Origin of the sequence: Superficieibacter electus, from assembly GCF_002915575.1 — a bacterium.
GTDB lineage: Bacteria > Pseudomonadota > Gammaproteobacteria > Enterobacterales > Enterobacteriaceae > Superficieibacter > Superficieibacter electus.
On the sequence record NZ_PQGD01000007.1, the window covers coordinates 1 to 21,221 of the forward strand.

The 21,221-nt window shown below is 50.4% G+C and carries 36 protein-coding genes and 2 tRNA genes; all 38 read left to right on the top strand.

Annotation, left to right across the window (positions count from 1 at the left end; genetic code table 11):
- Positions 1–422 (top strand): DUF551 domain-containing protein (locus CHU32_RS09650; protein WP_133159261.1); only part of this gene is annotated, 422 nt, incomplete at its 5' end.
- Positions 423–871: 449 nt separating this feature from the next.
- Positions 872–1,309 carry a recombination protein NinB gene (locus tag CHU32_RS09660; RefSeq protein ID WP_103677030.1) on the top strand — a complete coding sequence of 146 codons (438 nt, stop codon included), beginning with the start codon at positions 872–874 and terminating at the stop codon, positions 1,307–1,309.
- Positions 1,302–1,472: a NinE family protein gene (locus CHU32_RS27945; protein ID WP_116480920.1), complete on the top strand. Its 171-nt coding sequence runs from the start codon at positions 1,302–1,304 to the stop codon at positions 1,470–1,472. Before CHU32_RS09660 ends, CHU32_RS27945 begins: the two co-directional genes overlap by 8 nt.
- The gene (locus tag CHU32_RS09665; protein WP_103677031.1) at positions 1,465–2,001 is read left to right on the top strand and encodes an NUMOD4 motif-containing HNH endonuclease; all 537 of its coding nucleotides are present in this window, start codon (positions 1,465–1,467) and stop codon (positions 1,999–2,001) included. The genes CHU32_RS27945 and CHU32_RS09665 overlap by 8 nt, the downstream gene beginning before the upstream one ends.
- Complete coding sequence (locus CHU32_RS09670; RefSeq protein WP_103677032.1) at positions 1,994–2,269, top strand: hypothetical protein; 276 nt, start codon at positions 1,994–1,996, stop codon at positions 2,267–2,269. The genes CHU32_RS09665 and CHU32_RS09670 overlap by 8 nt, the downstream gene beginning before the upstream one ends.
- The gene (gene rusA / locus CHU32_RS09675; RefSeq protein ID WP_103677033.1) at positions 2,266–2,631 is read left to right on the top strand and encodes a crossover junction endodeoxyribonuclease RusA; all 366 of its coding nucleotides are present in this window, start codon (positions 2,266–2,268) and stop codon (positions 2,629–2,631) included. Before CHU32_RS09670 ends, rusA begins: the two co-directional genes overlap by 4 nt.
- Entirely contained in the window at positions 2,628–2,756 is a 129-nt protein-coding gene (locus tag CHU32_RS28790; RefSeq protein WP_256098363.1) for a hypothetical protein, read from the top strand. The genes rusA and CHU32_RS28790 overlap by 4 nt, the downstream gene beginning before the upstream one ends.
- Entirely contained in the window at positions 2,753–3,442 is a 690-nt protein-coding gene (locus CHU32_RS09680) for a bacteriophage antitermination protein Q (protein ID WP_103677034.1), read from the top strand. The genes CHU32_RS28790 and CHU32_RS09680 overlap by 4 nt, the downstream gene beginning before the upstream one ends.
- A 77-nt stretch (positions 3,443–3,519) precedes the next feature.
- Positions 3,520–3,594, top strand: a tRNA-Met gene (locus CHU32_RS09685).
- Positions 3,595–3,602: 8 nt separating this feature from the next.
- A tRNA-Arg gene (locus CHU32_RS09690) sits at positions 3,603–3,679 on the top strand.
- A gap of 102 nt (positions 3,680–3,781) precedes the next feature.
- Positions 3,782–4,162 carry a hypothetical protein gene (locus CHU32_RS09695; protein ID WP_103677035.1) on the top strand — a complete coding sequence of 127 codons (381 nt, stop codon included), beginning with the start codon at positions 3,782–3,784 and terminating at the stop codon, positions 4,160–4,162.
- Complete coding sequence (locus CHU32_RS09700; protein ID WP_103677036.1) at positions 4,152–4,436, top strand: hypothetical protein; 285 nt, start codon at positions 4,152–4,154, stop codon at positions 4,434–4,436. Before CHU32_RS09695 ends, CHU32_RS09700 begins: the two co-directional genes overlap by 11 nt.
- Complete coding sequence (locus tag CHU32_RS09705; protein ID WP_103677037.1) at positions 4,433–4,900, top strand: lysozyme family protein; 468 nt, start codon at positions 4,433–4,435, stop codon at positions 4,898–4,900. Before CHU32_RS09700 ends, CHU32_RS09705 begins: the two co-directional genes overlap by 4 nt.
- The gene (locus tag CHU32_RS09710; RefSeq protein WP_133159262.1) at positions 4,897–5,154 is read left to right on the top strand and encodes a hypothetical protein; all 258 of its coding nucleotides are present in this window, start codon (positions 4,897–4,899) and stop codon (positions 5,152–5,154) included. Before CHU32_RS09705 ends, CHU32_RS09710 begins: the two co-directional genes overlap by 4 nt.
- Positions 5,151–5,417: a hypothetical protein gene (locus CHU32_RS09715; RefSeq protein WP_103677039.1), complete on the top strand. Its 267-nt coding sequence runs from the start codon at positions 5,151–5,153 to the stop codon at positions 5,415–5,417. Before CHU32_RS09710 ends, CHU32_RS09715 begins: the two co-directional genes overlap by 4 nt.
- 150 nt (positions 5,418–5,567) lie before the next feature.
- On the top strand, positions 5,568–5,744 hold the full coding sequence (locus CHU32_RS28230; RefSeq protein WP_176691678.1) for a hypothetical protein: 177 nt from the start codon (positions 5,568–5,570) through the stop codon (positions 5,742–5,744).
- 24 nt (positions 5,745–5,768) lie between these two features.
- Positions 5,769–6,011 carry a DUF2560 family protein gene (locus tag CHU32_RS09720; protein ID WP_103677040.1) on the top strand — a complete coding sequence of 81 codons (243 nt, stop codon included), beginning with the start codon at positions 5,769–5,771 and terminating at the stop codon, positions 6,009–6,011.
- 62 nt (positions 6,012–6,073) lie between these two features.
- Positions 6,074–6,301 (top strand): hypothetical protein, encoded by a 228-nt coding sequence (locus tag CHU32_RS09725; RefSeq protein ID WP_103677041.1) that lies wholly within the window; start codon positions 6,074–6,076, stop codon positions 6,299–6,301.
- Between the two features lie 8 nt (positions 6,302–6,309).
- A complete protein-coding gene (locus tag CHU32_RS09730; protein ID WP_103677042.1) occupies positions 6,310–7,152 on the top strand; it encodes a hypothetical protein in 843 nt (280 codons plus the stop codon).
- Between the two features lie 115 nt (positions 7,153–7,267).
- Positions 7,268–7,903 carry a putative metallopeptidase gene (locus tag CHU32_RS09735; protein ID WP_103677043.1) on the top strand — a complete coding sequence of 212 codons (636 nt, stop codon included), beginning with the start codon at positions 7,268–7,270 and terminating at the stop codon, positions 7,901–7,903.
- Positions 7,904–7,934: 31 nt separating this feature from the next.
- Positions 7,935–8,414 carry a DUF2280 domain-containing protein gene (locus CHU32_RS09740; protein ID WP_103677044.1) on the top strand — a complete coding sequence of 160 codons (480 nt, stop codon included), beginning with the start codon at positions 7,935–7,937 and terminating at the stop codon, positions 8,412–8,414.
- On the top strand, positions 8,401–9,885 hold the full coding sequence (locus CHU32_RS09745) for a phage terminase large subunit family protein (protein WP_103677045.1): 1,485 nt from the start codon (positions 8,401–8,403) through the stop codon (positions 9,883–9,885). The genes CHU32_RS09740 and CHU32_RS09745 overlap by 14 nt, the downstream gene beginning before the upstream one ends.
- An 18-nt stretch (positions 9,886–9,903) precedes the next feature.
- Positions 9,904–11,226: an anti-CBASS protein Acb1 family protein gene (locus tag CHU32_RS09750; protein WP_103677046.1), complete on the top strand. Its 1,323-nt coding sequence runs from the start codon at positions 9,904–9,906 to the stop codon at positions 11,224–11,226.
- The gene (locus tag CHU32_RS09755) at positions 11,195–12,157 is read left to right on the top strand and encodes a phage minor head protein (protein WP_103677047.1); all 963 of its coding nucleotides are present in this window, start codon (positions 11,195–11,197) and stop codon (positions 12,155–12,157) included. Before CHU32_RS09750 ends, CHU32_RS09755 begins: the two co-directional genes overlap by 32 nt.
- Positions 12,158–12,173: 16 nt before the next feature.
- Positions 12,174–13,448 (top strand): hypothetical protein, encoded by a 1,275-nt coding sequence (locus CHU32_RS09760; RefSeq protein WP_103677048.1) that lies wholly within the window; start codon positions 12,174–12,176, stop codon positions 13,446–13,448.
- Entirely contained in the window at positions 13,448–13,894 is a 447-nt protein-coding gene (locus CHU32_RS09765; protein WP_103677049.1) for a gp53 minor capsid family protein, read from the top strand. Before CHU32_RS09760 ends, CHU32_RS09765 begins: the two co-directional genes overlap by 1 nt.
- Positions 13,895–13,908: 14 nt before the next feature.
- Entirely contained in the window at positions 13,909–15,006 is a 1,098-nt protein-coding gene (locus CHU32_RS09770; RefSeq protein ID WP_103677050.1) for a major capsid protein, read from the top strand.
- Between the two features lie 99 nt (positions 15,007–15,105).
- The gene (locus CHU32_RS09775; protein ID WP_103677051.1) at positions 15,106–15,657 is read left to right on the top strand and encodes an HNH endonuclease signature motif containing protein; all 552 of its coding nucleotides are present in this window, start codon (positions 15,106–15,108) and stop codon (positions 15,655–15,657) included.
- 52 nt (positions 15,658–15,709) lie between these two features.
- Positions 15,710–16,006, top strand: a complete 297-nt coding sequence (locus tag CHU32_RS09780) for a hypothetical protein (RefSeq protein WP_103677052.1) — start codon at positions 15,710–15,712, stop codon at positions 16,004–16,006.
- A 60-nt stretch (positions 16,007–16,066) separates the two neighbouring features.
- Complete coding sequence (locus tag CHU32_RS09785; RefSeq protein WP_103677053.1) at positions 16,067–16,471, top strand: DUF7370 family protein; 405 nt, start codon at positions 16,067–16,069, stop codon at positions 16,469–16,471.
- A 128-nt stretch (positions 16,472–16,599) separates the two neighbouring features.
- Positions 16,600–16,743 carry a hypothetical protein gene (locus CHU32_RS28235; protein WP_176691679.1) on the top strand — a complete coding sequence of 48 codons (144 nt, stop codon included), beginning with the start codon at positions 16,600–16,602 and terminating at the stop codon, positions 16,741–16,743.
- Complete coding sequence (locus tag CHU32_RS09795) at positions 16,740–17,087, top strand: hypothetical protein (RefSeq protein WP_103677055.1); 348 nt, start codon at positions 16,740–16,742, stop codon at positions 17,085–17,087. Before CHU32_RS28235 ends, CHU32_RS09795 begins: the two co-directional genes overlap by 4 nt.
- A 1-nt stretch (position 17,088) precedes the next feature.
- Complete coding sequence (locus CHU32_RS09800; protein WP_103677056.1) at positions 17,089–17,457, top strand: hypothetical protein; 369 nt, start codon at positions 17,089–17,091, stop codon at positions 17,455–17,457.
- Positions 17,454–17,837, top strand: coding sequence for a phage tail termination protein (locus CHU32_RS09805; protein ID WP_103677057.1), 384 nt, complete (start codon positions 17,454–17,456; stop codon positions 17,835–17,837). Before CHU32_RS09800 ends, CHU32_RS09805 begins: the two co-directional genes overlap by 4 nt.
- A gap of 100 nt (positions 17,838–17,937) precedes the next feature.
- Positions 17,938–18,870 carry an HNH endonuclease gene (locus CHU32_RS09810; RefSeq protein ID WP_103677058.1) on the top strand — a complete coding sequence of 311 codons (933 nt, stop codon included), beginning with the start codon at positions 17,938–17,940 and terminating at the stop codon, positions 18,868–18,870.
- A 68-nt stretch (positions 18,871–18,938) separates the two neighbouring features.
- A complete protein-coding gene (locus CHU32_RS09815) occupies positions 18,939–19,679 on the top strand; it encodes an Ig-like domain-containing protein (RefSeq protein WP_103677059.1) in 741 nt (246 codons plus the stop codon).
- 62 nt (positions 19,680–19,741) lie between these two features.
- Complete coding sequence (locus tag CHU32_RS09820; RefSeq protein ID WP_103677060.1) at positions 19,742–20,422, top strand: DUF6246 family protein; 681 nt, start codon at positions 19,742–19,744, stop codon at positions 20,420–20,422.
- 63 nt (positions 20,423–20,485) lie between these two features.
- On the top strand, positions 20,486–21,190 hold the full coding sequence (locus CHU32_RS09825; protein WP_103677061.1) for a hypothetical protein: 705 nt from the start codon (positions 20,486–20,488) through the stop codon (positions 21,188–21,190).
- The last annotated feature ends 31 nt before the right edge of the window (positions 21,191–21,221 follow it).

Consider the following 21,221-nt stretch of genomic DNA (forward strand, 5'->3'; position numbering starts at 1 on the left):
TTACCGCAGACGGAATTATCGATATGCACGAATGCGGATATGTTGAGGGCTGGAACTCCTTCCGCGCCGCCATGCTCACCAGTGAACCTGTAAGTAATCGTGATGAGTTGGCTGACGAAGTTACAGAGGGTATGCAGCAAGCCAAAGAAAACCTCTCTCAGTGGCTTCAGGAAGGAAAGCAGATATTCGATCCAGCATACCTGGAAGATAGAAACTCTCCGGTGATTCCGAAAAGATGGATTCCGGTAAGCGAGCGAATGCCGGAAGATAGTCAATGGTGCGCGGTTAATACTGAATACGGATATTACGTTCAATGTTGGTCAGAAGGTCAGGGATGGCTCGGTGATGATATTAGTATCCCTAACATTGATGTAACCCACTGGATGCCACTGCCAGCAGCACCGAAGCCGGAGGTGAAGTGATTTTCATATCCACTGAAATACTGGCAAGATACATTGAAGAATAATTTCTGGTCGAGGTATGGATGGAAAGCAGGAAAAAGTTTGAGGAAGAGGCGATGCGACGCGCTCAGGAATCTGAATATTCACCGTTGGGTAGCGTTCTAAAGCGGGCCGGAGACGGTTACGCCACAACGTGGGTAGACATGATGTGGGAGGGATGGAAAGCGGCAATGAATTCTATCGAGAATCACACACTCAAAGCACCTGAAAAAAAGTAACCTGCCTTTTGATTTATTAGCCTGTATCACTCATAATCAACGTGCCGGAGCTTGAACACCTCCGGTACCCGCTGCGTCTTAAATTGGGAAATTTAAGATGCGAAACACAAAGAGTACGCTACACCTCTCATCACAGATGCTGAAAAGCACCTGCGATTTTCTGCATTCTGCGCTGCCTGTTCGGGGTGGCGTATGAAACAGCAATTTCTTCTCCGCAACACCAACATCCGAACCAATGCCATTAACGCGATCAACCAACTTGGTATCGACGAGAAGCGCCCGGTCGTCATTGAGATAAAAGAGATGACCCGCTCAATCGACCAGAATGCGAAGCTTTGGTGCTGCCTGAGTGATGTCAGCAGCCAGGTCGAATGGCATGGTCGTAAGCTAACTCCGGAATCCTGGAAGAATATTTTCACCGCCGCGCTGATTAAGCAGGATGTAGTCCCTAACCTGGCTGGCGATGGCTTCGTTGTGCTCGGTCAATCTACCAGCCGAATGACCGTTTCGCAGATGCGCGACCTGATAGAACTCATTCACGCCTTCGGTGCCGAGCGCAATGTCCGCTGGGGTGATGAGTCACGCCTTGCTATGGAATGGTCTTCCCGCTTCGGAGGTGCACATGCATAGCCCTCTCGCCAAAGTCATAGAGCGCAACATATTCCGTATGCCCAAGCGCCGCCGCAAAGCTGCACCTGCGCCATCAGATATCCCAACCCTGAAGGGCTACACCGCCCGTCTTGTCGATCAAAAATGGCTGCGACTGGCGGCCCGGAGGAAGAGTCATGGCTGATTTACGCAAAGCTGCTCGCGGTCGTGAATGTCAGGTTAATGATATTGCAGGTTTTGAGGGGAGATATCAGATAACCGATCATGGCGATGTCATATCTCTTATTACTGGAAAAATCCTTTCTCCAGGAATTAAGCCGGGTGGGTATAAGTTTGTTGGTTTAAGTCCAGGTAAAGGGTGTAAGCCAAGTTACAAAATGGTCCATCGTCTGGTTGCTGATTCATTCATCCCTAACCCACTAAACAAGCCGGAGGTTAACCATATTGATGGCGATAAGAAAAACAACAGGGCTGAAAATCTTGAGTGGGTAACGCGACAAGAAAATGCCGTTCACGGCTTCAATACCGGATTGATGACGCATGGGTTTGAGCATCATTTCTGCAAGTTGACACCTCATCAGGTTATTTCCATCTATGCAGCCGAAGGAAAGTACCGAGATATCGGAAAGCTTTTCGGAGTTTCTGCGCAGACCGTTTGTAACATCAAGAAAAAAACAGCCTACCGCAGGTTTTTGGAGGTTGCGAATGTATAGAAGCAAAAAGTGGCTAGCAGCTGTAGGTCAGATAGAACAGTGCGTCCTGTGTGGTGCATGGGGTGTGCAGGTCGCACATCGAAACGAGGGGAAGGGGATGGGGATGAAAACAGACGACTGCGCAACCGCTGCAATCTGCGTGACCTGTCATTCACAGATTGATAACGGGAAAGTCCTCTCTCGCGACGAGCGTCGCCAGCTTATGGATCGCGCCATCGTCTTAACCGTTATTCAGATGGCCCGCCGCGGCTTGGTGGTGCCTGTATGAATACCTACAAAATCACATTACCCTGGCCGCCGAGCAATAACCGCTACTACCGGCACAACCGCGGGCGCACTCACATAAGCTCAGAAGGGCAGAAATACCGCGATAGCGTCGGCAGAATCATCAAAGACTCAATGCTGGACATCGGCATCACTGCGTCGGCGAAGATCCGCATTGAGTGCCACATGCCTGACCGCCGCCGCCGTGATCTGGACAATTTACAGAAGGCCGCATTCGATGCGCTGACTAAAGCCGGGTTCTGGCAGGACGACCAGCAGGTTGACGATTACCGAGTGAAGCGGATGCCGATTTTCAAAGGCGGCAAGCTGGAATTAACCATCACCGAACTGGAGGGTGCAGCATGACCCGCAGCCAGGCAGATAAATACGAATACGAAAGCATCCTCCGCGCCTTCGGTCCATACCGGCACCGCGGCAATCAGGAAACACAACGCCAGCCGGCGCAGCAGAAATCACAGGAGCCAGCATGAATACTCAGTACCTTGAATTTGTCAGGCAACAACTGATTATCGCTACTGCCGATCTGAGCGGCGCGACTAAGGGTCAACTTATGGCATGGCTGGAGAATGCACAATTCGATACCGGCACCTTCAAGCGCAAGAAGCCGCGTGTGATGGACTCAGTAACCGGAAAGATGATAACGCTTGATAATCCACCGATTCCCGGCAAGGAGTCCCGCGCTAAAGGCTCACATATCCCTTTGGTTCAGCCGGTAGAATACTCCACCGCATCATGGCGTCGGGCGGTCCTGTCACTGGATGAGCACCAGAAAGCATGGCTTCTCTGGAACTACAGCGAGAACGCGCGCTGGGAAAATCAGGTGGCAATAACTCAGTGGGCATGGTCAGAGTTCAGTTCGCAGCTGGCAGGGAAAAAGGTGGCCGGTAAAACGATGGACAGGCTGAAGGCGTTAATCTGGCTGGCGGCTCAGGATGTGCAAGCGGAACTGGCCGGGCGAGATATACACGAATATCAGGTGCTGGCTAATTTGCTTGGAGTGGCTAAATCAACATGGACGGAAACTTACTTACCACACTGGCTTGCAATGCGTAACAGCTTTAAGCGCCTTGATAGCGATGCTCTTATCGCAACGACGAGATCACGTTCACAACAAAAGGCGACAAATTACCAACAAGATATTGCAAAACCGAACTGAAAAGCCTATATTTCATGTAAATCAGATATTCTGCCGAAATTACATTAACCCGCCATTGAGCGGGTTTTTTCGTATCTGGGCCGGAAGCTCATGAGGTATGAGCGGTCCCCTCATAAGGGAAGGGTAGGAAGGTTCGAATCCTCCGCGGCTCATCACCTTAGCGTCATTAGCTCAACCGGACAGAGCAATAGCCTTCTAAGCTATCGGTTTCAGGTTCGAGTCCTGAATGATGCACCAAACCCGCTACCGGGACTTTAAGAGCGCCTTGCTCTACGGAAACACACCTCGCCCGTTCATCGCGGGCTTTTTTTATTCACACGCGCAGCCGGAAACACCCCAATGGAGAACAGCTTAATAGCGAGCATAGGCGCGGTTGTCTTTGGCGGCGGCGCGGTAGCTATCTTCTGGAGACCAGTAAGTGCAGCACTGGCTTCTCTGGTCACTAATAACCGCGCCGGTGGGGAGATCATCACCTACTACAAAGAGCAGGTCGTTCTGCTGAAGCAGACAAACGACGAGCTACGTGCGGAAAACAACTTACTGAGAGAAAGAAGGGAAGCAGACCTTCAACGGATATCTCACCTTGAGAGTGATATCCGCATTATTAAGAACTCTCTTCGTATTCTGATTGCCATGACCCAGGCGGAACCAGACGGCCAGCTGCGAGGGCAAGTTAACAGCATGCTGGAAAAGCTGGAAGGTGGTAACCATGAAAGTTAAAGGCTTTATCCAGAGCCATAAGCGACGAATAACAGTGGGGGCGCTGCTCCTGTTCTTCTGCGCGATTTGCAGTCTGATGACGGTGCTTTTCATTTACTCGAATAATCAGGTTCGCAACGAATACCGCTCAATCGCCGATAAGCGCGATGAGAAGGTTGAAAAGTTAGGCGAGCAGGTAGGCGAGTTACAGAAGAAGCTTGATCACCTGCCTGAACAGACAGCGGAGAAGACTGCTGACAAAGTTAAACCCCTGGTCGAGGAAGAGAAGGAATGAGCCAGATAATCTCAATCCTCAACTTTGAGGAAGGTTACAAAGAGAAGCCCTATATCGACACTGAAGGGTTTCCTACTGTGGCATGTGGTATCAAAATTGGTCCGAAAGGTGCCAGTCTAAGCAATTACACCTTCTCTGTACCACGGGCAGTTGGCGATGTCTGGCTTCAGGTATTCGTTACCGGCGTACAAAACCAGTGCCAGAACAATCCATCAATTTACGCGGCTCTGCAAAAATGCAATGCCGCCAGATCTGATGTCATCTATTCGATGGCTTACCAGATGGGGGTAAATGGGCTGGCGGGGTTCAAGAACACGCTTGCTCTTATCGCCTCTGGTAAATTCGATGAAGCAGCAAGCGGTATGCTCAACAGCCTTTGGGCGCGTCAGACGCCTAATCGCGCCCGCCGCCACGCTGAAGTCATGAAGACCGGAACGTATGACATCTACAAAGGCGTCATATGATGGACATTTCCAGTATCATTCGCGGATCGCAGGGTCAGATTTCCCTGAGCCGCACCCAGGCACTTCTCGGCTTCCTCGTTTGCAGCGGCGTGGTCATCTGGCAGGCATACAACGGCACGCTATCAGATGTCACGTTTGGACTTTTCTTCGGCTTCTCGACCGCCGGTTATATTGGCGCGAAAAAGATCGCCACCGACAAGGATCTGACTGAGCAAAAGATTGATGCCGGTATCAACCCGGAGGAAAAGCCATGAGTATTGAGTTAATTCTCGGATTCATCGCTGCTGCCGTCGCTGCCATTACCGCCGCTTTCGGTCTCGGTCATTCACGCGGAAAGAACAAGGCAGAGCAGGCCGCCACCGAACGCGAGAATAAGCAGGAAATAGAAGCGTCTCAGGCCGCCTCCCGTCGGCAGGGAGAAATCACAAAAGAGGCATCAGATGTTCAGGACAATATTACCCGTATGCCTGATCGCGCTGTTGACGACGAGCTGCGCAATGACTGGCTCAACAAATAAGCCACCTGTTGTTATCGACTCAGCCTGTCTGTGGGTTAAGCCAATCCTGGTTACTGAAGCCGATATCCTGACCATGGATGATCGGACCAAGCGCGCCATTCTAGCCCACAACAAAAAATGGAAAGCTAACTGCAAACCGGGACCGTCTGAATGAGCGCATACAACATCTACAACATCCTCTCCGGTATGTGCATCGGCGCGCTGATAATGACCTGGCTTGGCTTCTTCTTTTACTTTCGCCAGGAGCGCCGGCACCGTGATGATGTTCGCAGGATGCAGCAGCAGGTTGTCACCGAGATAAAAAACGCCCATCGCGATATGAAATAAAACCGTAACCCTGCCGGAGGAATCATGGCAACCACTGAATTAACCGCATCACAAAAACTACGCATTGATCTGCTTGCCGCGCTGAACCTTGATACCGCCGCGGCTGCGAAAGCGATTGAGTTTGTGCAGGACGATCCGCTGAAATATCAGCTCTTCATTCAGCAGTACAACCGCGTGTACACCGAAAGTGAACCGGTGGCTAAAGCCATTAAGGCGATCCAGGAAGCTACTGAAGCGCTGGCGCTTTTTGATAGTGCCGCCAAGTAGTCATTACAAAGCTCATCCCATCGGTGGGCTTGATAATGACAGTGCCAGATAAGGAGCAAGAAGTGGCTACGCAAGAAAAACGGCTAACTACCGAATGGACTCAAATCACTGACGGCACGCAGGACGCTACTATCCAGGTGCTTGGCGGTGTGATTTATCTCCGGGACTCCCCCACTAAGCCGCTTGATACCGAAAAGGGCCATGTCATTGATGATTGGGTGAGTGTGTCTCCTCCCCAGCAGGCATGGGTCAGATCGACATGGGGAATAACAAACATCGTCGTTACGTGAGGTGAGAAATGGCACTGCATATGCCGGGAGGGTTTCAACTTCCACGAAGGATTGAGTCTGAACCGGGGCAGGACGGTCACAGCCCTGAGATGATCGCCGACGATGAAGCGATTAAGTGGAAGCTGGATAACGAAACTGCCTGGCGGATGTTGATAGCCCGATCGGAAATAGAAGGCCGAGATGGCCGGTCATTCGAAATGCGCGTAGCGGGTGGTTATTTTCAGGGTCGCTATGAAGGCGACACCACCTGGAATAACCTGCTCCAGGTTTCCACACTGAACGGTAAAGACGGCGCATCGGTTCGCAGCGGCACAGCTGACCCGACAGCGGCAACCGGTTCAGATGGCGACTTCTACATCAATACTGCCACTCTGACCATGTTCGGACCAAAAACTTCAGGTGCCTGGCCTGCTGGCGTAAGCATGAAGGGAACCAACGCAACCACTACCGCCGAAGCCACTCAGACCGCAAAAGGTCTGATGTCTGCCTCCGACAAGAAAAAGCTCGACGGAATTAATGAGCAGACAGTAACTACTGTCGCATCCGGCGGTCGACCAATCGGCACGGCATTCACCGTCAGTGCTACGCGAAACGCCAGAGTTAGCTACACCTTCACCTATACCCTGACGGCAACTCTGACTGTAGGGCAGAGCATCACCATCGTCGCCACGGTGGATGGTGTAGAAGTTGGCCGGGTTGCAGACGCTATTCTTCTTGGTCTGGCTGGCTCAAACGTCATTAACCGATCAATGTCTTTCTCTGTGCCGGCGGGCAAGCAGGTTCTCTTTACGAAGACGGGCACCGCATCGGTAACAGCAACCATCGTTTCCGGTCAGGAGACGATTTTATAAAATTCTGCAAAAGGCGTTTCAGTAGCTCCTTTAACAGAGCTTTGTATAAGTTTTAAACGCCTCATGTATCGCCTGATGCCGGGAATATATTTCACAATCCAGCAGGAAATTCTGTATGGAAGAAAAAAATACTAACCTCAGGCCATTGCCGAAAGAGGTATTTGTAGAGGATTTCAATCCATACATAAATCTGCAACCTGCTGATGGCGTCTATGAATGGGTGCAATCACAGATAATCTCTGAATCAGGGCATCTTCATAACCCCGACCATTCTCATCTTGCTGATGCTGACATCTGCTTTCTTTGGGCTGCGCAAGGGTTCACTAAAAAAGGGCGTACTGTTCTCGGCCAGGCAGAAGAAGTGATGTTCCGCGCCGGAGGATGGCAGAAAGCAAGAATGGAGCAGCAGCTTTACGAATGGTTCGGACATAAGCCTGATTACCTCATCACACTTGCGGCTGACTTTTGCCTGCAATGCTCTGATCTTGAATTCTGCGCATTAGTAGAGCATGAGCTTTATCACATTGCTCAGGAGGTAGATGAGTTTGGCGCACCAAAGTTTTACAAAGAAAGCGGACTACCAAAGCTCTGCATGCGTGGTCATGACGTTGAAGAGTTCATTGGAGTGGTTCGCAGATACGGCGCAAGCGCTGATGTGCAGGAGATGGTCGACGCTGCAAAAAAGCCCGCCGAAGTGGCGAAAATCAACATAGCCAGAGCGTGTGGAACATGCCTCATGAAATTGGCTTAATTTTTATACTCATCTATACGGATGGTGAATCATGGCTGCATTAAAGCCAGAAGTGAAAGCCTTCATCGTCCAGCAGCTTGCGTGCTTCGATACGCCCTCTCAGATAGTCGAGGCCGTACAAAATGAATTCTCTATTCAGATAACCCGCCAGCATGTGGCATCACACGATCCAACAAAAGCTGCTGGCGTTAGCCTAGCGAAGAAATGGGTAGATTTATTCAACGAAACCCGTAAGCGCTTCCAGACCGAATTAAGCGACATCCCTATCGCCAACAAGGCTTATCGTCTCCGCGCGCTTGACCGGATGATGGCGAAAGCAGAGAACATGCGAAATATGGCGCTGGCTGCCTCGCTGATGGAGCAGGCGGCTAAAGAAGTTGGCGATGCTTATACCAATAAACATAAGCTGGAACACTCCGGGCCGAACGGCGGCGTCATTCAGTCAATCACTATGAGCAAAGAAGATTACCAGGCTGCCCGGCGGGAGATGATGGAGGATGACGACTGCTGAGCAAAAAACGTTAGCACGCCGTATCGAATGTGAGGAAGAGGGGCTGTACTTTGCCCGTTACTTCTTCAAACAGCGCACAGGCGGAAAAATGATCGTCGCGCCACACCATGAAGTCATACAGCGGACACTGGACCGGGTAGTAAGCGGCGAGATAACCCGACTGATTATCAACGTGCCGCCCGGCTACACTAAAACCGAACTGGCAACCATCAACATGATGGGCCGAGGGTTGGCGCTGAACCAGCGCGCCCGCTTCATGCATCTCTCTTATTCCCATAATCTCGCGTTGCTTAACTCCTCGACTGCGCGTGGGATGATTAAATCAAAAGCGTATCAGGCTATGTGGCCGATGGAACTGCGCGACGACGCAGACAGTAAAGCGATGTGGTGGAATGAGTTCGGCGGTGGAGTTTACGCATCGTCCGCCGCCGGGCAGGTTACTGGTTTTCGTGCCGGACACATGGAGCCTGGCTGGCAGGGCGCACTGATTATTGATGATCCGGTGAAACCAGACGATGCCTACAGCGAGACTGTGCGCGATGGCGTGAATAACCGCTTTAATGAAACCATCAAATCCCGTCTTGCTATCGAGACGACGCCAATGATCGTCATCATGCAGCGTATTCATTATCACGATCTTAGTGGCTACCTGCTGCGTGGCGGTTCCGGTGAAAAGTGGCACCATCTTAATCTGCCGGTGATTATCGATAACAGCCAGGCTTATTCGGCGCAGTACCCGGAGAATACCCACGCCATCCCGATTGATCATGGCCTGCCCGATGGCTGGCTCTGGCCGTTCAAGCACAACGAGACTCACCGCGTTTCCCTGTTCTCGCACAGGCGCACCGCTGAGGCGCAGTACATGCAGAAGCCGCGACGTTTTAATGCCGAAGGCGCGCTGTGGACTGAGACGATGATAAGCGCCGCGCATGACCTGGAGATTAATGCCGATAAAGTACGCACTGTAATCGCTATTGACCCGCAGGCAACGAACAGCGAAGAGAGCGATGAATCGGGCATTGTGGCCGCGAGTGCCTATGGCGCTGGTGATAAGAAGCGGTTCTCGGTCGATGGTGACTACAGCGGTAAGTATTCCCCGGCTGGCTGGGCTAAAAAGGCCATGTGGGCTTACGAAGAGCATGAAGCCGACGCGATCGTTATCGAAACGAACCAGGGCGGAGATATGGCCGAGGACACTATGCGTAACGCCGGGTTCAAAGGCCGCATTATTCGTGTACATGCCAGTAAGGGTAAATATGCCCGCGCTGAGCCAATATCCGCGCTTTATGAACAGGGCCGGGTCGCGCACAACGGCAACCTCTATGTACTGGAAAATCAGCTTATGGAATATGTGCCAGCCACCGCTAAAAAATCGCCGGACCGGCTTGATGCGATGGTTTACGCGCTTACTGAACTCGGCGGAACACAGCCTATGGGGATGATGATCCCTAAACGCCTGCAAGGCAGATAACTCACCAACGGACAAACCATGACTGACAAAATAACACTAGCCGTCAATCACGCGCTGAATGACGTCAGGCTTGCCCGTGCGCGTGCTCTGGCCTTTAACCCCGGAATGGGGCTTGACGCCAAGCGTGAAAGCGCATGGTGCGAATATGGATTCAAACAAGAACTGACATTTGATGATCTGCACAAACTCTATCGTCGCGGCGGTATTGCTCACGGTGCAGTGAATAAGCTTGTTGCAAACTGCTGGAGAACAAACCCGCAGGTGATAGAGGGGGAGCAGTCCGATGAGTCAGAAGACATTACCTCATGGGAAAGCGAAATAAACCAGGTTTTCACGCACCGTTTCTGGAGGTCATTCGCTAAAGCTGATACCCGTCGCTTAGTAGGGCGCTGGTCAGGCATCCTGCTGCACATTAAAGACAGCAGGGGATGGGATCAGCCAGTTATTAAGGGGAAAGCTTTACAGAAGATCACTCCGGTATGGGCAAGTGCTCTGACAGTCGGCAGCAGAGATAACGCTGGTGCCATTACGATGTGGCAATACACCGAATCCCTCTCCGACGGCAGCACTGCACAGCGAAAAATACACCCTGACCGCGTGCTGATAATTGGCGACATGTCAGATGATGAGATCGGCTTTCTTGAGCCGGGCTACAACGCCTGCGTCAGCCTTGAGAAAGTGGAGGGTGGGTCTGGTGAATCATTCCTGAAGAACGCTGCAAATAAGCAAAACATCAATTTTGACGCGGGAGTTGATTTCAGCAACCTGGCTTCAATGTATGGCGTATCGGTTGATGAGTTGCAGGAGCGCTACAACGAAGCAGCGCGGGAGTTGAATATCGGTAACGATGTTCTTCTGATTACCCAGGGTGCTCAGGTGACCTCGATGGTCAACGCGGTTTCTGACCCGTCACCGACCTATGACGTTAACCTGAAGACGTTCAGTGCCTCGGTAGATATCCCTTCGCGCATCATTGTTGGCAATCAGTCAGGCGAGCGCGCCAGTACAGAAGACCAGATTTACTTTAACAGCCGCTGCCAGTCCCGGCGCGGTGATCTGTCTTTCGATGTTGAAGATATGGTCGACAAGCTTATCTACCTGCAAATCATAAAGCCTGTCGCGAAATTCAGCATTATATGGGATGAGCTAAACGAACAGTCATCGTCTGACAAGCTCGAAAGTGCTGTGAAAATGAGCAGCATTAATCAGACGTCACTGGCTTCAGGTCAGGCGGTATTTACAGTGGCTGAAATTCGGGTGGCGGCTGGCTATGAGCCTGATGGCATCTATCCCCTGACGGAATTAGAAGATGATGAGGAAGAAGACGAAGGCAACGCCTAAGCCCGCGATATTGCCTGGCAATAATAAGGACCCGACAGGCATAGACAGCCTGGAACGCAGGGCGATAAAAGATTTCGCAAGGCGTATGAAAAAGATTAGCCGCTTCTATATTTCTGCACTCGACAGAATACCGGCCCGACTGGCAGTAAACGCATATTACGAATACCAGCTCGATCCACTACTGCTAAGCATGGTTCTTGATGATGCCAGCTTACTTGTTGACTCCGTACTTCTTGAGGGCGGGCAGAACAGTAACTGGTTCGCCCAGACGTATGTGGAAGTGGCGGTAATCAGAGGCACCGCTCAAGCCTTTGCCAACCTTTCACAGCAATCTCCGGCCTACCTTGCCGACAGGGAATCTCTTCAGGAACTGCTTTTAAGCGATCCGTATCAGCGCCGCATGGCGCTGGTGTATGCGCGAACGTTTGAGGAGATGAAAGGATTATCCGCAGAAACCAAAAGAAATATGGCCCGCATTCTTACCGAGGGTATTGGTCGCGGTCTTAATCCAAAAGTTGTTGCAGTTAATCTTCGTAAGCAGGCGGGTATAGAGATCCGGCGCGCCAGCACGATTGCCCGTACCGAGATGACCATGGCGCTGAGACGTGCCAGATGGGACGAAGCGGATGAGGCGATGAAAACGCTTGGCCTCAATATAAGGCTGCTTCATTTCTCGGCACTCAGCCCCACAACCAGACAGACGCATGCAGCACGCCATGCACATATCTATACCGTGGAAGAAGTCAGGACATGGTATGCGACCGGCGCGAACGCAATCAATTGCAAATGCTCGCAGGTTGAGGTGCTCGTTGACAGCAAAGGCATACCTCTCAATCCCAAAGTCGTGGAACTGGCGAGAAAAGAATATCAACAGTGGAAAGGTCTTGCCGCCAATAGCCTCTGCTGTCACCAGCACTCACATGCCGCATGAAATCAGGAAAAAAACTATGCCAATGCAAATCAACGTCACCACGCGGGTGAACAGCCAGGCCATTCGACGTGAGAACTATAACGGGCGACCGCATCTGGTTCTTCCGAGCTATACGTTACCTGCGAACGTTGTAATGAACGGCGGCCTGTATACAGCCGCTGAGATCGACGCTCACTATCAGGGGCTGGAAGGAACGCTGGCACCACTAGGTCATCCTACTGTAAACGGGCAGTTTGTCTCTGCATTTTCCCCCGAAGGTATCAACGTAGGTCACATTGGCGCGTGGAATCGCAATGTCAAGAAGTCAGGAAACCGCGTTTATGCTGAAAAGTGGGTAGATACCACCGTTGCGAATCAGACCGAAGGCGGGCGCGAATTGCTTGAACGCGTGGCCGCGATCGAACGCGGTGAAGATGTTCCTCCAATCCATACCAGCGTTGCTGTTTTCCTTGATCAACTGGAAGCAAGCGCAGAGCAGAAAGCTCAGGGCATTGAGTGGGTCGCGAAGATTAACGCGATGGATCATGACGCCATCCTTCTCTATGAGGTAGGTGCGGCTCAGCCGGAGCAGGGTGTTGGCCTGATGGTCAACGCTGACAGCGCTACACCAATCAAAGCAAATTCTGGCGCGCTGGTAGGTGAATCGTATCGCGAGCGGGAACAGCGACTTGATCGCGCCGCAAAGGCCAGATTTGCGCCTGGTGAGAACGAGTATGCCTGGGTGGCAGACTTCACCGACTCACAGGTAGTCATTATCCGTAACGGCGGTAACGCCCAGATTTATGGCTACAACGCTGAAGGTGGAAAAATCACCTTTGATGACACCGGAACACCGGTAGCCCGCCAAGAATCGTGGGTAACGGTTGTTGCCAACAAAGTTAAATCCCTTTTTACGCCGCAGGAACAGCCTGCATTAAACCACCAAACGGAGGGCGACATGCCTTTAACCACTGAAGAAAAACAAGAGTTGATTACTGAGATCGGTAAAGGCCTGGCCGCTAACCTCGCTGACGCGCTCAAGCCTATTACCGAAAAGGTAGATACATTGCAGTCAAACCACCAACAGCTCGCCGAGACGCTGACTGCCAACTCGCGCGCTGAAGAGAAAACCAAACGTGACGCAGTGGCTGCGAAGCACGGCGAAGTCGTTGCGAACGCTCTGTCAGGTGAAGCGCTGGATGCGATGTTTAAAACTCTGGGGGAGGCAACGGAAATCGGTGCTAACTCTGCCAACAACAAACCACAGACCGGCGCACCAGATCCGGCCGCTTACTTCGGAGGTGCTGCATAATGCCACGTTATCGCCGCGTCAATATCGACGGTCACTCTCTCTATAAAACTGAAACCCGCGCCACTGCCACAGCACTGCTGCCCGGCACTGCTGCTGTAATCAACGATGACAACGAGTTTGCTCAGGCTACTGCGCTGGCCGGTCGTCTCTATATCATTGATGTGGCTTACCATCAGGGCCTGAATATCACTGAGGCTGTTCCTGCTGGCGATTCTGCCGTAGGTAACTACGTCGAAGAAGGGCGTGAACTCGCGCTGCTGTGTGTTCCTGGTGCGTATGCTAAAGACGACCCTATTAAGCTGGGCACAAATGGGCGATTCACCAAAGCTACCGCAGACACCGATTCGGTGATCGGCTACAGCCAGGATGACGCGACTATTGCCGCCAGCACTACCGATTTTATCCGCGTGCGTATGCGCGTCGGCACCGTTGCCGCTGGCGCTTAATCAGGAGAATAAGAATGTATTTTACCGCTGAAACACTGGCTGCTAACAGCCGACTGCGCGGACACTGGAATGAGCTGTGGGCGAACCGTGACATCTTCAATGCTCAGCACGACATGATGGTTAACGCGTTTCGTGCGCGTATGACCCATGAGATGCTGGCCGCGAATGCCATCGGTGGCTTTACCCGCGAATTCTGGGCCGAGATTGACCGCCAGATTATCCAGATGCGCGATCAGGAAATTGGCATGGAAATCGTCAACGACCTGATGGGCGTCCAGACCGTGCTGCCGATCGGCAAGACCGCGAAACTGTATAACGTGTCTGGCGATATCGCCGATGACGTATCAATCAGTATCGACGGTCAGGCTCCATACTCTTTCGACCACGCTGAATTTGGTTCTGATGGCGACCCGATCCCGGTATTCACTGCCGGTTACGGCGTTAACTGGCGTCATGCGGCAGGTCTGAGCACGGTCGGTATCGATCTGGCTCTGGAATCGCAGTCTGCAAAGATGCGCAAGTTCCATAAAAAACGCGTCAATTTTTATCTGAACGGCGATTCCAGCATTGTGGTTGATGGCCTGCCGGCTCAGGGCATGAAAAACCACCGCAACACTCAGAAAATCAATCTGGGTAGTGGTGCCGGCGGGGCCAACATTGATCTTACAACTGCCACCCCTGCGCAATTGCTCGCATTCTTCGGCCCGACCGGCCCGTTTGGTCTGACTGCCCGTCGCAATAAGGTAACGGCATACGATAAGCTGTGGGTCAGCCCTGAATTGTGGGCGAACATGGCTAAGCCTTACCTGGTGGACATCAACACCGGTACTAACGCTATTCTGAGCGGCACTGTACTGGATGCGATCAGCAAGTTCATCCCGGCGAAGTCCATTCAGATGACCTATGCGCTGTCAGGAAATGAGTTCCTTGCCTATGAGCGTCGTCAGGATGTGATCTCTCCGCTGGTGGGTATGGCTGTTGGTGTTGTACCGCTGCCGCGTCCGCTCCCTCAGTCGAATTATAATTTCCAAATTATGAGCGCAGAGGGCTTGCAGATTAAGAAAGATGGTGAGGGTTTAAGCGGCGTTGTTTATGGCGCGAACTTGGCCTAATGATTCATTTCCGCGCAGATGATGATAAAATAGGCGAGCCGATGCATGCGCTAACATGACACCGGCTCTAACCAATCATTACCTGTTCGGAGGTAAATCATGGCAACACCAATTCTATCTGACTTGATTGCAGTGGATCCATCATCTTCAACTGGTTTGCGGTGGGTTGTCGCTAGAGGTAGACAGAAAGCTGGTAGCGAAGCTGGTTGCTTATTTAACAGCGGTACAAACCAATATTATGTTGTCCGCATCAACAAAGTTCTCTATTACGCTCACAGAATCGTTTGGGAATTGACCAGCGGAAAGATTTCTGAAGACCTTACAGTTGATCACATTGATGGCAATGGCCTAAACAATGCGATCGAAAACCTGAGGGTGGTTTCATTCGCCTTAAACTTGAGAAATAGACGCAGAAGCGACTCCACAGAGTCAGTTTCTGTCGGCGTAAGTTTAAATAAAAGAGATCGCGACAGAGGCTACAAAGCTCATTGTCGTGGCCTTGATGGAAAGAACCACTTTAAGTTCTTCGGGTTCTCAACTCATGGCGAGAAAAGAGCGCTTGAACTCGCAATCGAGTGGAGAAAGGAAAGAATGCTTGAGCTAAATGAGGCTGGAGCGGGATACACGTCGCGGCATCTTTCCGGTAAATAATCCAACAATCAAATAAAGTCCGCTTCGGCGGATTTTTTTATGAGAGAAATATATGGCTGAGAAATATGAAGTGATTAAGCCGTGGCACGGTGTCGCGCTGGGTGATGTGGTACAGCTTGAGAAGCTGCATCCTTCGCTTAAGTCTCACGTTCGCAAGCTTTCTGATAAAGCATCTGCTGAACTGACTCCTGCAACTCCCGGCGCAACGACTGAGAAACAGTCGCGAAAAGAGGTGATCGTCAAACGGCTGGATGAACTCGGCATTGAGCACAAAGGCAACCTGGGCGCTGACAAGCTGGCAGAACTGTTGCCGGACGGTGAGCTGGAAAAGCTTTTCCCTGCTGAATAACAGCCGCCGCGATGGCGGTTTTTTTATGCCCTCTCCGGAGGGCTGATTGTTGAGGTGCGCATGATAACCACGGTTCAGGCGAAAGAATATCTGGAGTCTGTCGGTATTAAGCTGCCTTCATTCATTCTGGATGCTCTGGTAGAGCAAGCTAACAGCATTGATGAATGCCTTTCAGCACACTATTCCCCAGCAACGGCGCTTTTAATTCAGATGTACCTGCTGGGAATGATGGGACTGGGTCAGGGCGATAAATACATCAGTTCGGAATCAGCTCCATCCGGCGCGTCACGGTCTTTCAGGTATGGTTCTTTTGCCGATCGCTGGAAAGGTTCTTTAAACCTGTTACGGGGCCTCGATAAATTCGGTTGTGCGACTTCGTTGATCCCCGCAGACCCTACGGCTACTCCTGCATTTGCTGGCATCTGGATCGGCAAGGGCGGATGCATGAAGAAAGGGAGGCTTTAATGGCACAGATCAGGTCAATTACCTGTATCAGTCTTCACATCGAAGTTACCTACTCAGATTCATCGGGTGAACATGTCTACAAAGCATTTCTTGATGGGGAAAAAAACCGATATCGGCTAGGACGATACATGTCTTTTGATCCAGAAAACCCGCCGGAATTCCTTGTCCTTGATGATGGTGATTTTATTCGCACCTCACAGGTAACACGACTGAAGATAAAGCGAAACTCCAATAACGGTGCTCCGGATCAATATCTGGAGTATGCGCTATGAGTTCGGCAGCCAATTGGTCATACACCGCCTTCGCTACCGTCTGGAAAGCCTTGGGTAACGACGAAAGAGGTGACCCGCTCGGTTATTCCCTGCCAGTAACCATTCTCTGTGATTACCAGGGCGGCCTGAGTAAACGCATTGGAAGCATTGGTTCAGAGATTGTGGTGAAGAACACTATCTGGAGTGAGTACGCTGATGCCGGGTCGGGAGACTGGATACTGATCGGTGTCTCAGATAATCCCGACCCGGTGGAGGCCGGTGCTGATGAGATTCGTCAGGTCATCCGCTACGCCGACACTTTTTACCGGCTGGCGGACGATTTCGCGATTATTACCGGAGTCTGATATGGGCGTCAAAGTAAGAGGCGTGCAGCAGGTATCGAAGAATATCAATCGCATCCTGGGTGATATTCAGGGGCGAAGAGTTATCCGGGCGCTCCAGTCTGCAATGTTGATTGGCAGCGTCAGGGCAGCGCTGTACACGCCCATCGATACGTCTGCTCTGATCAACAGTCAATTCCGGGAAATCACCACCAATGGCGCTGTAGTCACTGGCCGCGTGGGTTATTCGACCAGTTACGCTGTGTACGTGCATGACCCGGCTAATCCGCAGCGCTTCCGTCGCTCCACTGCGAAGAAAGAATTTCTCACCGCTGGCTTTGAGGAAGAACGCAGCGCCATTGATGAAGCTGTACGCAGGGAGCTTTCTCTATGACTCCGATGATGCACGAAAGGGTGAGGAACCTGTTTGGTAACGCCGGTTTAACCGACGGATTTACCGTTCAGAAATTGATGTACGAAGATCCAAAAAACCTGAAAGTTGCAGTGATTGTGTTCAGGCCAGCGGGCGGTACGGCTATCAGGACGGATTTAGGCGCAGAGCATTACGTCATGGTTGACATTGTTGGTGCTAAAGAAGACCGTGGCGGCGCGGCATCTGCTGCGCAACGAATTATCGATTATGTACAACTTCACCCAATGGATGATCCATGTGTCGGATATATCCAGAATATGGGCGGATTTCCGCCACCAGTTTTAACAGAGGAAGGGCGGATCGTATTTCGCCTCCAATTCTCATGCAATTATGGAGAGTAATCCGTATAATTAACTAGTGGCTAGGCTGATCCCCGAAAGCCCGGTTTCGTCGCCGGGTTGCCACACCCATCAAACGACGAGCAACTTTGACGAGGTTGTAATGAGAGATTTGGCTGCAAAGGGAATCACGCTTGGGTTTTTAAAAGAGTGCTTTTACTGCAATCCAGTAAATGGAACTCTTCTCTGGAAATGCAGGCCGCTAAGCCACTTTAAAACTAAGGCGGCACAGGTAAGCGTAAATAACCGATTCGCGAACAAGATCGCTGGATTCGAAAGGCCAGACTCATCAATGTCAGTCAAGATAGGGTGCGACTGGTATTATTTACACGACATAATTTTCACCATTTGCCATGGAAGGTTTGCGACCTCTAGGGTTTATCACTTAAATGGAGATAAGCGTGATAATAGAGTCATTAACCTTTCTGAATACATTCCGCAATCATTGTCAGAAAGTCACATTGAAAATCCTGAAATGGCGCAAGATAGTTTTTCTCCATTGGATAATTTAGACGTCAAATATCTAAAAGAATGCCTGCACTACAATCCCGATACTGGCGATCTTACATGGAAAAAAAGACCAAGAAGCCACTTCAAGGGCGGAGCTGGATTTGAGAATTATCACAGGCAGTTTTTTGGTAAGTCAGCAGGCTCTGTAAGCAAACAGGGCTACCTGAAGGTGATGCTAAATGGCAAGCAATACCCAGCTCATCGAATTTGTTTTGCAATCATGACTGGATTTTATCCTGATGGAATGATTGACCATGTCAACGGATGTAGGGCAGACAACAGATTTAACAATCTTAGAGTTACTGACCGCGTTCAGAATATGAGAAACATGATCACTTACTCGAGCAACACTAGTGGTCATATAGGTGTTGTTCAGAGAAAGGACACAGGGAAGTTCAGGGCGTACATAAACAGCGATAAAAACAAGAGAAAATATCTTGGTAATTTTGACACATTTGAAGATGCTGTGCAGGCCAGAAAGAAAGCCGAAATAAAGTATGAATATCATGAAAACCATGGCAGATAGCGATGGTTTAACAAACGAACCCGCCTGGTGCGGGTTTTTTATTGCCTAAAGACAGAGGAACAACAGTTATGGCTATCTGCCCAACTGATAACACAAAACTATTCGGAAGAGCCATCGTTCTTGAAGTAGCGGACGGTTGCCCGGACGTCATCCCCCAAGAGTCAGAATGGAAGGCACTCGCTGCAGGGACTACAAAATCGTTCGATATGTCCCCAAATTCTGTCACCTCTGACGCAGATGACACGAAAGGATATGTTGAGAGCATTGTAACGAACGCTGACCTGACGATTTCTTTTGAAGGCGAAGTGCGCCAAAACGATAAAATCGACCAGTATGGTGTATATCGCCTCATTAAATACTTCAACACTGAAATCCAGGCGTCGCGTCAGCCAACACTCTGGGTTCGAATGGGGTTCGGCGCGGTAACTCTACAGGGTTATATGCTCATCAATGCATTGAGCTCAGATGGTGGAAGCAATGACATCGTAACTTTTTCAACGGAGTTTAAAGTAGCCGATGCCAGCACTTTCAGGGTATTCGATACTGAGGCCAGTGTTCCAGCTACCGGTGTAACTGTTACCCCGGCCACGACTTCGGTTGCTGTCGGTGCGACGCGTCAGTTGACTGCAAACGTATCGCCGTCCGATGCCACGAATAAATCGGGTGTGTGGGCGTCATCTGACACAAGCAAAGCCACGGTAAATCAGAATGGCCTGATCACTGGCGTTGCGGCTGGCAGCGTCAACATCACCTTCACCACCAATGACGGTAGCTTTGTCGGCACCACGGCGACAACCGTCACTGCTTAACAGTTGTCATTTCAGGGGCTTCCAACTGGTAGCCCCGAAAATGACCATTGCAGGGTATAACAATGAAGCCACTGAAAGAAATTGGTGAGTGTCTGATCACCGCCGGTGAGAAAGAGTTCTTTTTCCGTCCGTCGTTCATCAATATGACGAGCATCGGCAGCCCTGAAGAGATTGTGCAGACCTTTTACGATCTGCATAACGATGAGGTGTCTGGCCTTATTCAGCGCGCTGTAGACGCTTATGGTTACGTTCCTGCATGGGTAGTAGAGCATGTGAAGAACAGTAGTTATGGCCGGAAAGCTTTTCTCGCATCAATAACCGTGATTGAAGCCTGCTGCGACGAAGATGTCTCACCACTTACAGGCGTTATCCAGCCTGCTAAGGCAGCCGGAAAGCCATTCAAGTATCGCCGTGGCGCGATGGACGAGTTCGAAATGCTTGTCATCGCTCAGTCGCTGATCACCCATGGGGTGATCGGTAAGGCGAAGGTCAGGAAACTGCAAAGGCATGAAACCACGGAATACACCAAATCTTTTAACGCCTTTGAGTACATCAGCGCCGCCAGGAACCATCTCAGCCTTAGCCGGGCAGAAGCTGAAAATCTGACAATGACCGAGCTTGCTTTGTTAATCGATGCCAAGTACCCGAATCAAAAAGGCTTTACTGCCGAAGAGTACGAGGAGGTTGTAGACGATTACATGGCCCGCAAAGCTCAGCGGCTGGCAAAAGAAAAAATGCACTAAATACGTCTATCTCCAAATATTTGATGTTAAGATTTATCCTAACTACTTCTAAGGGGTTGGGATATGAAAAAAATTGTTTTGGCTGTTCTGCTTTTAGCATCATACAGCGCACTTGCTAACGAGAGTTTCTTATGTGAATACTCTAAGGCTCCAGTTAATAATGGAGTAATGGGTACACTTAATATCTTAGGTAATGCTCGCGTGGTATTTAATGGTAATTCTTTCAAGGCTTTTAGGCCCGACGGCTCATATATCATTACTCCGGTCCTTGCTGAAAAAAAGGAAGGAATGATTTTTCTTGATGACAAAACTAAAATATTTGCTGCAAGCTTAGATAAATCAAACTTTGCTGTCTCAGACAGAATAATGAAAACAACAGAACAATGGGCTAAGTGTGAAATTGACCAAGAGTCGATGCGCCGTAAAAAAATTGATTCAGATGTTAAAGAACAAATGAGACGCATTTCTGAAATACCATGGGATGGACAACCTGCCAGAAAATTCTTTTTGAAAGAAACTCATTTTTTTATGCTATTAAAGTGTGGATGGGCTGGTAGCGTAGGTTTTTCGACAGGAACTAAGCCACTTGTTTTACTTGGTAGTTCTTATTTCCCAAGTGATAAATCCGCATTTAAAGATGGTGAGTACTCTATAGAATTTAATGGCGGAACAATGTCTGTAAACTATAATCCTAAAAAAGTAAGTGGTTATATATCGGATAATCATAGTTTTACCCCTTGTGAGGCCGTGCGTCTTGGGGAAGATTGATTCCAACTTAACTATTTGTTTGCAACCCGCC

Excerpts from the sequence above, each read along its gene's own strand:
- CHU32_RS09825 (WP_103677061.1), top strand. The coding sequence starts at position 20,486 with ATGAAAAAAATTGTTTTGGCTGTTCTGCTTTTAGCATCATACAGCGCA.
- CHU32_RS09705 (WP_103677037.1), top strand. The coding sequence starts at position 4,433 with ATGAGCCAGATAATCTCAATCCTCAACTTTGAGGAAGGTTACAAAGAG.
- CHU32_RS09810 (WP_103677058.1), top strand. The coding sequence starts at position 17,938 with ATGAGAGATTTGGCTGCAAAGGGAATCACGCTTGGGTTTTTAAAAGAG.
- CHU32_RS09760 (WP_103677048.1), top strand. The coding sequence starts at position 12,174 with ATGCCAATGCAAATCAACGTCACCACGCGGGTGAACAGCCAGGCCATT.
- CHU32_RS09820 (WP_103677060.1), top strand. The coding sequence starts at position 19,742 with ATGAAGCCACTGAAAGAAATTGGTGAGTGTCTGATCACCGCCGGTGAG.
- CHU32_RS09735 (WP_103677043.1), top strand. The coding sequence starts at position 7,268 with ATGGAAGAAAAAAATACTAACCTCAGGCCATTGCCGAAAGAGGTATTT.
- CHU32_RS28235 (WP_176691679.1), top strand. The coding sequence starts at position 16,600 with ATGTCTTTTGATCCAGAAAACCCGCCGGAATTCCTTGTCCTTGATGAT.
- CHU32_RS09740 (WP_103677044.1), top strand. The coding sequence starts at position 7,935 with ATGGCTGCATTAAAGCCAGAAGTGAAAGCCTTCATCGTCCAGCAGCTT.
- CHU32_RS09695 (WP_103677035.1), top strand. The coding sequence starts at position 3,782 with ATGGAGAACAGCTTAATAGCGAGCATAGGCGCGGTTGTCTTTGGCGGC.
- CHU32_RS09800 (WP_103677056.1), top strand. The coding sequence starts at position 17,089 with ATGGGCGTCAAAGTAAGAGGCGTGCAGCAGGTATCGAAGAATATCAAT.
- CHU32_RS09660 (WP_103677030.1), top strand. The coding sequence starts at position 872 with ATGAAACAGCAATTTCTTCTCCGCAACACCAACATCCGAACCAATGCC.
- CHU32_RS09775 (WP_103677051.1), top strand. The coding sequence starts at position 15,106 with ATGGCAACACCAATTCTATCTGACTTGATTGCAGTGGATCCATCATCT.
- CHU32_RS27945 (WP_116480920.1), top strand. The coding sequence starts at position 1,302 with ATGCATAGCCCTCTCGCCAAAGTCATAGAGCGCAACATATTCCGTATG.
- CHU32_RS28230 (WP_176691678.1), top strand. The coding sequence starts at position 5,568 with ATGAGCGCATACAACATCTACAACATCCTCTCCGGTATGTGCATCGGC.
- CHU32_RS09755 (WP_103677047.1), top strand. The coding sequence starts at position 11,195 with ATGATGAGGAAGAAGACGAAGGCAACGCCTAAGCCCGCGATATTGCCT.
- CHU32_RS09805 (WP_103677057.1), top strand. The coding sequence starts at position 17,454 with ATGACTCCGATGATGCACGAAAGGGTGAGGAACCTGTTTGGTAACGCC.
- CHU32_RS09765 (WP_103677049.1), top strand. The coding sequence starts at position 13,448 with ATGCCACGTTATCGCCGCGTCAATATCGACGGTCACTCTCTCTATAAA.
- rusA (WP_103677033.1), top strand. The coding sequence starts at position 2,266 with ATGAATACCTACAAAATCACATTACCCTGGCCGCCGAGCAATAACCGC.
- CHU32_RS09700 (WP_103677036.1), top strand. The coding sequence starts at position 4,152 with ATGAAAGTTAAAGGCTTTATCCAGAGCCATAAGCGACGAATAACAGTG.
- CHU32_RS09795 (WP_103677055.1), top strand. The coding sequence starts at position 16,740 with ATGAGTTCGGCAGCCAATTGGTCATACACCGCCTTCGCTACCGTCTGG.
- CHU32_RS09780 (WP_103677052.1), top strand. The coding sequence starts at position 15,710 with ATGGCTGAGAAATATGAAGTGATTAAGCCGTGGCACGGTGTCGCGCTG.
- CHU32_RS09710 (WP_133159262.1), top strand. The coding sequence starts at position 4,897 with ATGATGGACATTTCCAGTATCATTCGCGGATCGCAGGGTCAGATTTCC.
- CHU32_RS09815 (WP_103677059.1), top strand. The coding sequence starts at position 18,939 with ATGGCTATCTGCCCAACTGATAACACAAAACTATTCGGAAGAGCCATC.
- CHU32_RS28790 (WP_256098363.1), top strand. The coding sequence starts at position 2,628 with ATGACCCGCAGCCAGGCAGATAAATACGAATACGAAAGCATCCTCCGC.
- CHU32_RS09665 (WP_103677031.1), top strand. The coding sequence starts at position 1,465 with ATGGCTGATTTACGCAAAGCTGCTCGCGGTCGTGAATGTCAGGTTAAT.
- CHU32_RS09770 (WP_103677050.1), top strand. The coding sequence starts at position 13,909 with ATGTATTTTACCGCTGAAACACTGGCTGCTAACAGCCGACTGCGCGGA.
- CHU32_RS09785 (WP_103677053.1), top strand. The coding sequence starts at position 16,067 with ATGATAACCACGGTTCAGGCGAAAGAATATCTGGAGTCTGTCGGTATT.
- CHU32_RS09730 (WP_103677042.1), top strand. The coding sequence starts at position 6,310 with ATGGCACTGCATATGCCGGGAGGGTTTCAACTTCCACGAAGGATTGAG.
- CHU32_RS09670 (WP_103677032.1), top strand. The coding sequence starts at position 1,994 with ATGTATAGAAGCAAAAAGTGGCTAGCAGCTGTAGGTCAGATAGAACAG.
- CHU32_RS09750 (WP_103677046.1), top strand. The coding sequence starts at position 9,904 with ATGACTGACAAAATAACACTAGCCGTCAATCACGCGCTGAATGACGTC.
- CHU32_RS09745 (WP_103677045.1), top strand. The coding sequence starts at position 8,401 with ATGACGACTGCTGAGCAAAAAACGTTAGCACGCCGTATCGAATGTGAG.
- CHU32_RS09720 (WP_103677040.1), top strand. The coding sequence starts at position 5,769 with ATGGCAACCACTGAATTAACCGCATCACAAAAACTACGCATTGATCTG.
- CHU32_RS09680 (WP_103677034.1), top strand. The coding sequence starts at position 2,753 with ATGAATACTCAGTACCTTGAATTTGTCAGGCAACAACTGATTATCGCT.
- CHU32_RS09715 (WP_103677039.1), top strand. The coding sequence starts at position 5,151 with ATGAGTATTGAGTTAATTCTCGGATTCATCGCTGCTGCCGTCGCTGCC.